Origin of the sequence: Massilia glaciei (genome assembly GCF_003011895.2) — a bacterium.
In the GTDB taxonomy this organism is placed as follows: Bacteria; Pseudomonadota; Gammaproteobacteria; order Burkholderiales; family Burkholderiaceae_D; genus Telluria_A; species Telluria_A glaciei.
The window spans coordinates 1-12,212 of record NZ_PXWF02000074.1 but is presented as its reverse complement, the minus strand read 5'-3'; the positions used below and the strand labels follow the sequence as shown (position 1 = coordinate 12,212).

General features: G+C 66.3%; 9 protein-coding genes and 1 pseudogene. 7 read left to right on the top strand and 3 right to left on the bottom strand.

Annotated elements, in window-relative coordinates:
* Positions 1-651 precede the first annotated feature (651 nt).
* Positions 652-1,302, top strand: coding sequence for a hypothetical protein (locus tag C7C56_RS05820; protein WP_146204298.1), 651 nt, complete (start codon positions 652-654; stop codon positions 1,300-1,302).
* 198 nt (positions 1,303-1,500) lie between these two features.
* Here the strand turns inward: C7C56_RS05820 and C7C56_RS05815 are convergent.
* From C7C56_RS05815 to thiD, 3 genes and pseudogenes are all read right to left on the bottom strand, one after another.
* Positions 1,501-1,629: pseudogene (locus tag C7C56_RS05815) on the bottom strand (glutamate-1-semialdehyde 2,1-aminomutase); the annotation flags it as partial.
* A 961-nt stretch (positions 1,630-2,590) separates the two neighbouring features.
* Complete coding sequence (gene hemL, locus C7C56_RS05805) at positions 2,591-3,874, bottom strand: glutamate-1-semialdehyde 2,1-aminomutase (RefSeq protein ID WP_370660179.1); 1,284 nt, start codon at positions 3,872-3,874, stop codon at positions 2,591-2,593.
* 4 nt (positions 3,875-3,878) lie between these two features.
* Entirely contained in the window at positions 3,879-4,754 is an 876-nt protein-coding gene (thiD, locus tag C7C56_RS05800) for a bifunctional hydroxymethylpyrimidine kinase/phosphomethylpyrimidine kinase (RefSeq protein ID WP_106756530.1), read from the bottom strand.
* A gap of 94 nt (positions 4,755-4,848) precedes the next feature.
* Between thiD and C7C56_RS05795 the strand changes: the two genes are divergently transcribed.
* From C7C56_RS05795 to C7C56_RS05770, 6 genes are all read left to right on the top strand, one after another.
* Entirely contained in the window at positions 4,849-5,001 is a 153-nt protein-coding gene (locus C7C56_RS05795) for a rubredoxin (RefSeq protein WP_106756535.1), read from the top strand.
* A 114-nt stretch (positions 5,002-5,115) separates the two neighbouring features.
* On the top strand, positions 5,116-5,541 hold the full coding sequence (locus C7C56_RS05790; protein ID WP_106756529.1) for a response regulator: 426 nt from the start codon (positions 5,116-5,118) through the stop codon (positions 5,539-5,541).
* A 12-nt stretch (positions 5,542-5,553) separates the two neighbouring features.
* The gene (locus C7C56_RS05785; RefSeq protein ID WP_106756528.1) at positions 5,554-5,922 is read left to right on the top strand and encodes a response regulator; all 369 of its coding nucleotides are present in this window, start codon (positions 5,554-5,556) and stop codon (positions 5,920-5,922) included.
* A gap of 3 nt (positions 5,923-5,925) precedes the next feature.
* On the top strand, positions 5,926-6,459 hold the full coding sequence (locus C7C56_RS05780; RefSeq protein ID WP_106756527.1) for a chemotaxis protein CheW: 534 nt from the start codon (positions 5,926-5,928) through the stop codon (positions 6,457-6,459).
* A gap of 44 nt (positions 6,460-6,503) precedes the next feature.
* A complete protein-coding gene (locus tag C7C56_RS05775; RefSeq protein ID WP_229458182.1) occupies positions 6,504-8,786 on the top strand; it encodes a methyl-accepting chemotaxis protein in 2,283 nt (760 codons plus the stop codon).
* Between the two features lie 206 nt (positions 8,787-8,992).
* The coding region (locus C7C56_RS05770) for a FimL-related protein (RefSeq protein WP_181373037.1) at positions 8,993-12,212 on the top strand (3,220 nt) is incomplete at its 3' end.

The window sequence follows — 12,212 nt, the reverse complement described above, 5'->3', positions numbered from 1 at the left end:
TTCGTTCAGGCACTACATAGCCGTGGCCAACCCGGGCCGCCACCACCTCCGCCACTGCCCCCCCCGTCATCCCCGCGAAGGCGGGGACCCATACTGAGCTCGCTCAGTGCTGGCGCAGGCTAGTTTAGGCCGGCGACGTACAGAGCTGGATATGTTTGACGCCACGAACAAAAAGGTTCGCGCGTCAGGTAGGCGTGAGCTCAGTATGGGTCCCCGCTTTTCGCGGGGATGACGGGGCGGCGGTGTTTTGCGGGGCGGCGGTGGACAACAGGGGACTGGACAACAGGGGACAGACCCCTGTTTCTTGGAAACGTTGGAGTCGTGAAAGCGCTGTGCGTAACATGTCCGTTTCCGCGAATCAAGGGTCTGTCCCATGTTTCGCCATTGGAGTCGTTGGAGTCGTGAAAGCGCGGCGCGCACTTCGTACGTTTCCGGGAAACAGGGGTCTGTCCCCGGTTTCGGGCGTGGGGGTGACGTGAGGTAACGTGGGGTCTGCGGGGGTGTCCATGCTCTCCCAACTCCATGCGGCATTCGTACCCATTCGACGTCGCATTCGCGCGCGTTTTGTCTTATTTGAACTCGGCCGTATTTCCGCTGTCTAACCTTCGACAGCATCCGACAAAACCAGACAAAACCAGACAAGGAATCGGTATGAATGCCACATACACCCCCGCGACGGTTGGCGCCTCTCTCGACACACTTGCCAGATTTCTACGCGAATCCGGCATCCACCTCAGTCCGCAGCAAGCGACTGCCGCCGCGGTCGAAGATTGGATCGCGCGGGCCAGCGAGCGCAGCAAATCTCCGCCGGCCGGACAAGTGCGCGGTTATCAGTGGAAAAGCCTGTTCTTGCCCGAATCGACCGAGCTGCGCATGACGTGCGCGGGCCAGACTTTTTATGCGCGGGTCGAGGGCGACGAAATCGTGTACCAGGGGCGCCCAGTGTCGCCGCGCCAGCTGACGCTCGCCATCGCCGGCGATGGGCGCAATGCTTGGCGCGATTTGTGGATACGCTTTCCAGGCGAAACAAAGTGGAAAACGGCCGCCTGCCTGCGCCGCGCACTCGAGAAAGCCAGTGCCGTCGCCCCCGTGTCGCCGGTCGAAGGCATCACCGCTGCGGTGGCTGGCCTGACCGAGGCGCTCAAGACCGCGCTCACATTCGCCGGGCATGCAAGCGCGCAAGAGCTTGCTTTGGAAAAGGCCGTGGAAGAGGGCCGGGAACAGGCCAGTCAGGTCAACCGGCGCCACGGGCAGTCGCGCCGCGCCGATGACATCCTGGGCGAGACGTGCGCCTTCGATTGACCCGGCGCCCCCTCAAAGCCTGGATTGACGAGTCGACCTCGCTGTACAAAGCGCCATACAAATTTGAATAACCACACGCCACGTCATACAAAAATTTATACCGGCCGAGACCAACCCTGGTTTGAGAATGCAAAATCGGCAGGGCGGCGCACGTGGGTGAAGTGCTGCCGGGTTTTGTGCCAGCCTTGAAAAGCCGGCTTACTTCAAGCGCGCAAACACACGCCGCGCTGCCGCGATCGTCTCGTCAATGACGGCGTCGTCATGCGCCGCCGAGACGAAGCCCGCTTCGAACGCGGCCGGCGCGAAATACACGCCTTCATCGAGCATCGAGGGGACAACAGGGGACGACAACAGGGGACAGACCCCTGTTTCTTGGAAACGTTGGAGTCGTGAAAGCGCGGCGCGCAATGTCGACAACAGGGGTCTGTCCCCGGTTTCCCTTCTCAAGATGCGCTGGCAGTTTCTCGTTCGGGTGTGCTAATGTGGGCTCCTCCCGCTGAGTTCTACGTTGGCCATCACCTCATGCGTCTCTTTGAATTTCGTCAGCGTGCTAACCAACGACTGCAGATCGTCCTGCGCTGGCTTGGGTGTTTAGGGTTCTTCAAGCTTATTCAGGGCGTTTTTCTGTTTTTCGCGTTCCCCATGGGCGGTGGCGTGTTTCACGCCATGTTTGCATACACAGAGGCTGGACGAGAGGGCGTGGCCCTGCAGATGTTTGGCCTCCTGGCCGCATCGACCCTGATCAGTAATTTCGTACTCCAGTTCTTCAGATCTGGTGTTCCCTGGTGGGGACTGGCTATCCTTGGCTCTGCTGCGTGCGCGGATTCATGGTTGGACGTAACTACTTGGTCCCCTGTAGCGCCGGGGTTCCGACACCTTGTGGAGCTTTTGGCTTGGTGCCTTCCGGTGGCTTGCCTAGCGTCTAGCGTGGCAGTTTATTGGGCCGTGCGTAAAAAACCTGAGGCTCATGATGGCTAACCGGTCGCTCGAGCTGACGTCCCTCGGCCAGCCTCCGTCCGCAGCTCAACCTCAACGTTCGCCAACGCCGGCGTGCTGAACTGGCGCAGCCTGGCGGCCGAGGACTGCGCTGCGGTGCGCATCGAGAATATCAACAACATGCCGCGGTTCCAGGCTGTGGCGATCTTTTATATCTGGATCCGGCGGCGAAGTAACTCATAGAAAGGTGACTATGTGCCGCTGTTCTATGGATCCCCGCATTCGCGAGGATGATGTGGGTTTAGACTTTCTCGATATTAAACTTCGCGACCGCTTTAAATAAACGCGGCGCTTACTTGTCCAACCGCGCAAACACCCGCCGCGCCGCCGCGATGGTTTCCTCGATCACCGCGTCGTCGTGCGCCGCCGACACAAACCCCGCCTCGAACGCGGCCGGCGCGAAATACACCCCCTCGTCGAGCATCGCGTGGAAAAACGCGTTGAAGCGCGTCTTGTCGCCCGCCATCATCTCGGCGTACGACCCCGGCACCTCGGCGCTGAAGTAGATGCCGAACATGCCGCCCACCGAGTCGGCGCAAAACGTCACGCCGGCCTCCCTGGCCGCCTGTTCGAGCCCGGCAGCCAGCTTGGCCGTCTGCGCCGACAGCTTCTCGTAAAAGCCCGGCGCCTGGATCAGCTTGAGCGTGGCCATGCCCGCCGCCACCGCCACCGGGTTGCCCGACAGCGTGCCGGCCTGGTACACCGCGCCCAGCGGCGCCATGTTGCCCATCAGCTCGGCGCGCCCGCCGAACGCGGCCACAGGCAAGCCGCCGCCGATGACCTTGCCCAGCGCCGTCAGGTCGGGCGCGATGTCGTACAGCTCCTGCGCCCCGCCCAGCGCGACCCGGAAACCGCACATCACCTCGTCGAAGATGAGCACCGCGCCGTGCTCGGTGCACAGGTCGCGCAGCGCGCGCAGGAACTCTGGCGTGGCCTTGATCAGGTTCATGTTGCCCGCCACCGGCTCGACGATCACGCAGGCGATGGTCTCGCCCATCGACGCGAACGCGTCCTCGAGCTGGGCCACGTTGTTGTAGTCGAGCACCAGGGTGTGCTTGACGAAGTCCTCCGGCACCCCGGCCGAGGTCGGGTTGCCGAAGGTGAGCAGGCCGCTGCCGGCCTTGACCAGCAGCGAATCGGCGTGCCCGTGGTAGCAGCCCTCGAACTTGACGATCTTGTCGCGCCCGGTCGCGCCGCGCGCCAGCCGCAGCGCGCTCATGGTCGCCTCGGTGCCCGACGACACCAGCCGCACCTGCTCGATCGACGGCACCAGCTTGCAGATCTCCTCGGCCATTTCGATCTCGCCCAGCGTCGGGGCGCCGAACGAGAGCCCGTTGGCGGCCGCCGCCTGCACCGCCGCGATCACCTCCGGGTGGGCGTGGCCGACGATGGCCGGGCCCCACGAGCCGATGTAGTCGATGTAGCGCTTGCCGTCGGCGTCCCAGAAGTAGGGGCCCTCGGCGCGCGTGATGAAGCGCGGCGTGCCGCCGACCGAGCGGAACGCGCGCACCGGCGAATTGACGCCGCCCGGGGTGGTCTTTTGGGCGCGCGCGAACAGCGTGTCGTTGTTGGAAATGTGCTCAGTTGTCATGGCGGGAGTCGGTCTCGGTGGTGATGTGTGACATTAGGGCCACAGTCTGTGGCAGCAGGTTGAAAAATTTATTCGGTATCAGTTTGCCCATGCCGAAGCGCTGCGCGTGGGCCAGCGCGCCGGCCGTGTACTGCTGCGCCGCCTCCAGCGCGGCGTCCTTCTCCATGCCCAGCGCCAGGCACGCCGCCAGCGCCGCCGACATGGTGCTGCCGGCCCCGATGAAGGGCCCCGGCAGGTGCTGCCAGCTGTGCGTGACGACCAGCCCGTCCTCGTCGTAGACGCTGTTCGACAGGGTCGCGCCGGCGCCGCTGCCGGCCGCCCCGGTGCCGGTCACGAGCACGTGCTCGCAACCCATGTCGGTCAGTTCGGCGACGTCGGCGGCGAGCATGTCGGTGCCGCCTTCGCGCCAGGTCTCGGCCATGCGCGCCAGCTCCACCTGCGACAGCAGCAGCACGCTCGCCTGCGGCACCAGGATCTGGCGGATCGCCATGAGCATGTCGTCGTCGGCCAGGCCGGAGTCGGGCAGGCGCGATAAAAACGGGTCGAGCACGACCGGCACGTCGGGGTAGTCGGAGATGATCTCCGCTATGGCGGAGGCCTGTTCGATGTTGGTCAAAGGCCCGACCTTGATCGCCGCCACGGTCATGTCCTCGAGCAGCACGCGGGCCTGGTCGACGATGAAGTCGGCGTCGATCTCCTGGCAGCCCTCGATGCGCAAGGTGTCGGCGATGAGCAGCCCGGTGGTCACCGACAGGCCGTGGCAGCCAAGCGCGGCGAACGCGGCCAGGTCGGCCTGGATGCCGGTCGCGCCGAGCGGATCGGACAGGCCGAACGTTAATATGAGGGGAGAAGTTTGGATTTGCACGGCCGGTGGATTAAGATACCTGATCCCATATTTTACTTGATACAAGGAACACCACGTGAGCAGCAATGAACCAAACCCGCCGTTCCAAACCTGGATGTGCCTGATCTGCGGCTGGATCTACGACGAAGCGGACGGCTTGCCCGAGGAGGGCATCCCGGCCGGCACCCGCTGGGCCGACGTGCCGATGAACTGGACCTGCCCCGAGTGCGGGGCGCGCAAGGACGATTTCGAGATGGCGGTGTTTTGATTTCCGGGCCCGCCGCGGCCCTTTGCCACATCTTGTATTGATTACATGCAACCATATGTGCACAATTGCCCTGCGCTATGCTATCGTGCACATTCATGCTGAGTAAAACTAAATATGACGACATCGCCGCAATCGACAGGTTTGAAAATTATGGTGATCGACGATAGCAGCACCATTCGTCGTTCGGCCGAGATCTTCCTCACGCAGGCGGGCTACCAGGTGGTATTGGCCGAAGATGGTTTCGACGCGCTGGCCAAGATCAACGACCAGCACCCGGCACTGATCTTCTGCGACATCCTGATGCCCCGGCTCGACGGCTACCAGACCTGCGCCCTGATCAAAAAGAGCGCCCGGTTCCATTCGACCCCGGTGCTGATGTTGTCGTCCAAGGACGGCCTGTTCGACCGCGCCCGCGGCGCCATGGTCGGCTCGGCGGCTTATCTCACCAAGCCATTCAGTAAAGACAGCTTGCTCGCAGCCGTGCGCGAACATACCGCGGCGGCGCTGGCCAACGCGGCTTTAACCCAACAACCCAAGTAGCAGGAGCGCCCCGTGGCCATCACTAAAATTCTAATCGTCGACGACTCCCCGACCGAGCGTTACTACCTGACCGACATCCTGGTCAAAAAAGGCTTCTCCGTGCGCACCGCCGACAACGGCGAGGAGGCGCTGGCCCGCATCAAGGAGGAGAAGCCCGAACTGATCCTCATGGATGTGGTCATGCCCGGCGCCAACGGCTTCCAGGTCACGCGCGCCATCACGCGCGATCCCGAGCTGGTCGACGTGCCGATCATCATCTGCAGCAGCAAGAACCAGGAGACCGACCGCATCTGGGGCCTGCGCCAGGGCGCGCGCGACTACCTGGTCAAGCCGGTCGACCCCGAGCTGCTGCTGGCCAAAATCGCCGCGCTCGGCAGTTAAACCATGAGTTCCGCAGATTCCGTGGCGGCGTCGCCGGCGAGGGCGGACGCGGCCGGACGGCGCACCCGCCTTCGCCAGTACCAGGTCCAGCTGCTCGAACGCATGCAGGCGGCCAGGGGCGACAGCGGGGCGCGCGTCAACCAGCTCGGGCTGACGGTCGGCTCGCGCCGCTTCCTGCTCGAACTGGGCGAGGCGGGCGAAATCGTGCCGATCGGCGCGATCACCGCGGTGCCGCTGGCGCAGCCCTGGTTCCTGGGCCTGTCCAACATCCGCGGAAACCTGATCGGCATCATCGACCTGGCGTGCTACAACGGCGAGGCGGGCACCGTCACCGGACCGGACAGCCGGATCGTCACCTTCGCCTCCGGGCTCGGCTTCAACTGCGGGCTGCTCGTCTCGCGCGTCCACGGCCTGCGCCACGCGGGCGATATGACGGTCGCCGGCGAGCGCCTGCGCGACGCCGAATCGAACGAATGGACCTTGATGGACCTGGCCGCGCTGGTGCGCGAGCCGCGCTTTTTGCACGTCGGATTATAAGTCACTGGTTTAGAGTGGCCTTACCTTAGGGACTGGGAGCTGTAATGGGATTTGCGTCGAAGATTTCTTTTTTCTCGAAAAACAAGCAGGGCGAGGGCATGCTCGACTCGCCCGACACCGAATTCGGCAACGCGCCGGCCTATGCCGAGGAGCCCGGCGGCGAGGCGCGCGAGCCGCTGCGCGTCGAGGAGCCCGAGCAGGTCCAGGTCAACACCATCGACGAACCCGAATCGGAATTCCAGCTGCCGTTCATCGGCCATTTGTCGTTGCCGCGCCAGTTGCGCATCCTGCTCATGGTGCTGACCGCGAGCGTGGCGGTGGCCCTGTTCGCGCTGTGGCGCACCACGATCGCCAACTCGGTCGCGTCCGACCAGACCCAGATCGCCAGTGACGCGCTGATGCACTCGCAGCGTATCGGCAAGGCGGCCCCTAACGCCATCCGCGGCAATCCGGAGGCATTCGCCCAGCTCGACGACAGCCGCGCCCAGCTCTCGGCCGACCTCAAGCTGCTCTCCGACGGCGGCACCTTCAACGGCGCCCAGATCCCGTCATCGCCGGCGAGCATGAGGATGCTGCTCAAGGACGCCAACACCAAGTGGGTCAACACCAACAACGCCGCCGGCACCATCTCCACGATGAAGCCCGAGCTGACCAGCTTCGAGCGCACCCTGAAACAGCTCGAGGTGCTCTCGCCCGAGCTGCTGACGATGACCGAGGAACTGCTCAGCCAGAAGGTCCAGCGCGGCGGCACCGCGCGCGAACTGGCCGCGATCGGGCGCATGATGATGCTGACCCAGCGCCTCTCGCGCAGCGCCAGCGAGTTCCTCACCTCGGGCGTGATCCGCACCGAGACCGCGTTCCAGCTCGGCCGCGACGCCACCACCTTCCGCGTGTCGGTCGACGGCTTCTTGAACGGCAACGAGACCATGCAGATCGCCGCCGTGCGCGACCCGGCCCTGCGCGAGACGCTCGGCCAGATCAAATTCAAGTTCGACGAATACCACAAGCTGGTCAACACCATCCTCGCGAGCCTGCCGAAACTGACCGCCGCCAAGGGCGCCGAACAGTCGATCTTCTACGAGAACGAGGACGTCAAGAAGCAGTTGACGCTGCTGCAGCGCACCTACCGCAACAACCAGGATTCGGCCGACATCTGGTCCTACCTGCTGATGGCCGCCTCGGTGTTCACGCTGCTCGTCGCCTTCAGCGTCGGCCGCGTGATGCTGCAGGACTCGCGCAACCGGGCCCGCGGCGCCGATGTGCGGCGCCAGGAGGCCGAGGCGATGCGCGTGCTGTCGCAGGCCAAGGAGGAGGAGGCCCAGGCCACCAACGACCAGAACCAGGCCGCCATTTTGCGCCTGATGAACGAACTCCAGGAGGTGGCGGACGGCGACCTGACCGTGCACGCGACGGTGTCCGAGGACATCACCGGCGCGATCGCCGACTCGGTCAACTACACGGTCGAGGAGCTGCGCGGGCTGGTCGAGCGCGTCACCAACACGGCCGAGCAGGTCACATCGGCCTCGACCAACGCGCAGAACATCTCGACCGAGCTGCTCGACGCGACCGAACAGCAGTCGCGCGAGATCCAGGACGCGTCGGCGACGGTCCTGAAGATGGCCTCCGAGATCACCGACGTCTCCAAGTCGGCCAACGAGTCGGCCGACGTGGCGCGCCAGTCGGTGGCGGCGGCGCACCAGGGTTCGACCGCGGTGGAGAACGCGATCAAGGGCATGCACGAGATCCGCGAGCAGATCCAGGAAACCTCCAAACGCATCAAACGCCTGGGCGAATCGTCCCAGGAGATCGGCGAGATCACCGAGCTCATTTCCGACATTACCGAACAGACCAACGTGCTGGCGCTGAACGCGGCGATCCAGGCCGCTTCGGCCGGCGAGGCGGGACGCGGCTTCTCGGTCGTCGCGGAGGAGGTGCAGCGGCTGGCCGAACGTTCCGGCTCGGCGGCGAAACAGATCGGCGCGCTGGTGCGCACCATTCAGACCGACACCCACGACGCGGTGGCCGCTATGGAAAAGTCGACCCAGGGTGTGGTCGAGGGGGCCAAGCTGTCGGACGCCGCCGGCGCCGCGCTGTCGGACATCTCGCGCGTTTCGAACCGCCTCGCGGAACTGATCCAGGGCATCTCGTTCGCCACCGAGCTGCAGGCGACGTCCGCCAACGGCGTGGCGCACAACATCCAGCACATTTTGTCGGTGACCGAGCAGACCCAGGACGGCACGCAGCAAACCGCCAAGTCTATTCGCCAGCTGACACTGCTGGCGCAGGAACTGAAAAACTCGGTCTCGCGGTTCCGCGTCGTCAGCTGACGGTCCGCGCGCGCCGTTTGCGCCGTTCGCGGCGCGCCGGTCCGCGGTCCAATGTTCGCAGTCCAATGTTCGCAGTCAAATACATGACGCGCACGGGGTTTGCCACCCCTGGCGCGCCGCAATGGTGGGACCTCCGGCCATGAGACCGGGGTAGTCCGCCTTCGCACAGCCCTCACAGGCGGGTCATCAACCGGAGTCAGATTTAGATGAACGATTTTTCGCAGGCGCCGCAATTCGACACCGGGCCGCTGTCCTGGGTGATGGGTGAAATCCGCGATGCGCTGGGCCGCTCGAAAACGGTGCTGCTCGAGGCGCTCGCGCAGGCCGGCGACGCCCGCAGCGCCTCGCTCCAGCTCGCGAAAACCCATTTGCACCAGGCCCACGGCGCCCTGCAGATGGTCGACGTCGAGGGCGTCGGCGCGATGACCAGCGCCGCCGAGCAGGTCCTTTCAAGCCTCAAGGACGGCACCTTCGAATGCGACGCCGCCTCGGTCGCCGCCGTCACCGACGCCTACCAGGCCGTGGTCGAATACCTCGACGAGCTGCTCTCGGGCAACGCGCCCCAGCCGTCCCGCCTGTTCCCCTACCACCGCGCGCTGCGCGAACTGCTGGCCGCCGAGCGGATCCATCCGGCCGACCTGTTCTTCGCCGACCTGTCGATCCCGGTCAACCTGCCCGCGTCCACCGCGCCGGCGGGCGAGCCCGATTACGCGGCCTGCCGCGCGCGCTTCGAGAAGGCGCTGCTGCCGTTCCTCAAGAGCGTCGACGCGCCCTCGCGGCGCGGCGCCGCGCGCGCCATGCAGGACGCGGTCGCGCTGGTGGCCGACGCCCAGCACGAGAGCCACGCGCGCACCTTCTGGCTGGCCATGCAGGGCTTCGCCGAACTGGTCGCGTCCGGCCAGATGGGCAACAACCTGTACGTCAAGCAGCTGTTCGGCCTGATCAACCTGCAGATCCGCCGCCTGTCGCAGGGCCAGGGCAGCCTGCCCGAGGCGATGCTGCGCGACGCCCTGTTCTTCATCGCCGCCGCGGCCGAGCCGCCGCCGATCGCGCAGGCGCTGCGCAAGGCCTACCGCCTCGACGGCATGGTGCCGGCCGATTACGACGTGCGCCGCTATGGGCGGATCGACCCCGAGGCGCTCAAGGCCGCGCGCGAGGCGCTGGCCCAGGCCAAGACCAGCTGGGGCACGGTCGCGGCCGAACCCGATCCGGCCGTCCAGGCCCAGTTCGAGCAGTCGCTCGCCGCGCTCGGCGGCGCCGCCGCCAAACTGGGCTCGCCGGCGCTGGTGCGCCTGCTCGAATGCCTGGTGCGCGCCGCGCACGAGGCGGCCCAGGCGCGCCGCGCCGGCATGTTCGGCCTCGAGATGGCCAGCGCCATGTTGTTCGTCGAACATGGGCTCGACCGGATCCGCCAGCTGCCGGCCGATTTCGACACGCACGCCGACATGATGGGCAAGCGCATGCTGGCGCTGGCCGTCGGCCAGACCCCGCCCGACGCGCCGCAATGGCAGGGCGACCTGTCGCGCCAGACCCAGCAAAGCCAGACCGTGGCGGCGCTGGCCGGCGAGATGAAGACCGGCCTGCGCCAGGTCGAGAAGGTGCTCGACGAGTATTACGGCGACACCAGCAAGCGCGCCTCGCTGGCCCAGATCGACCCCGTGCTGCACCAGTTGCAGGGTGCGCTCGCGATCCTCGACCAGGACGACGCCATGCGCGCCGCCCAGCACGTCAAGGCGGCGGTGCACGCGCTGGCCGCGGCCGAGGGCGAGCCGGCCAGGGATGCCGCCTCGCTCCAGAACATCGCCCAGAACATCGGCGCGCTGGGCTTTTTCATCGACATGCTGGCGCAGAATTTCGAGGCCGCCAAAGACCGTTTCGCGTTCGACCAGGCGCAGGGCATGTTCCGCTCGGTGCAGTTCGAAAAGCCGGTGGCCGGCGAGACCCCGTTCGACCAGAGCGACATCGGCACCCGCGGCGCCCAGCCGGCGCCGGCGCCGGCCGCCGAGCCGGCCGTCGAGTCTCAAGCGGCCGCGGCGCCGGCGCCCGACCTGGCGTTCGAGCCGGTCTCGGCGCCGGCCGCGCCGGCCGCCACCGGCGCCCCCGCCACCACCTTCTATTCGGCGCCTCCGGTGGCATCGGTGGTGTCCGAGGGCGACTCCGAAATCGAGGCCGAACTGCTCGAGATCTTCATCTCCGAGGCCGAAGAGGTGCTCCAGTTCGTCGCCGCCACGCTGCCGGCCGCCCACGCCAATCCAAACAGCCAGGAAACGCTGACCATGCTGCGGCGTTCCTTCCACACGCTCAAGGGCAGCGGCCGCATGGTCGGCCTGGACCGTTTCGCCGACGCCGGCGCCGCCGTCGAGCGCGTGATGAACGTGTGGCTGTCCGAGATCAAGCCGGCCGACGCCAACCTGTTCGCCCTGCTCGAACGCGCCACCACCGACATGACCGCCTGGGTCGCCGAACTGATGGCGACCGGGACCTCGCGCCGCAGCCCGGACGCGCTGGTCAAGGCCGCCGCGCTGGTGCAGAACGGCGACGACTTCTTCATGGAGGAGGCCGCGGTCGAAACCGCCGATCCGGCGCCGGAAGGGGCGCCGGAGGCGGCGCCGGAGGCGCCAATCGACATGATGCTGCCGGATGCCGCGTTCGACCTCGAACTGCCGTCCGACATCGCGCCGCAGGAGCCGGTCGAGATGCTCGCACCGGTGCGGGAGTTCGACCTTGACCTGCCCGATTCGTCGATCGACCTGGCGCCGCCGCCCGCGGCCGAACCATCCGGCCTGGCCATGCCCGACGAACCGTTCGACTTGGCGCTGCCCGATGCGCCGATCGAGCCGGCGGCGCCGCCGCCAGCTGACGACGAGCCGCTCGAGCTGGGCCTGCTGGACGAGGCCGCGCTCGAGCCGGGCCCGCAGGACGAGGCCCCGATCGAGATGAGCATGCCCTACGATTCGGACGACGAGCCGCTCGAGCCGGGCCCGCAGGAAGAGGCCCCGATCGAGATGAGCCTGCCGTACGATTCGGACGACGAGCCGCTCGAGCCGCTCGACCTGTCGCTGCCGGAAGAGACGTTCGACCTGACGCTGCCGGAGGCTGGGCTCGAGATGACGCCGCCGCAGGCGCCGTTCGACATGATGCCGCCCGACGCCTCGTTCGACATGTCCCCGCCGGCGGACCCGGACGCGCCGCAACTGGCGGTCGACGCCGGACCGCCGCAAGCGGCGCCCGATGCCGGCTTGGCGATGGCGCCGTTCGACCTGCTGCCGCAGGATCTTTCGTTCGATCTGTCGCTGCCTGAAGTGTCCGACGCCGCGTCAGAAGCGGCAGAAGCCGCAGCCAAAGCGGAAGCGCTCGCCGCAACCGCGGAGGCAGCCGAAGCCGAAGCGGCCGAAACCGCCGCAACCGCCGAAGCGGCAGCAGCCG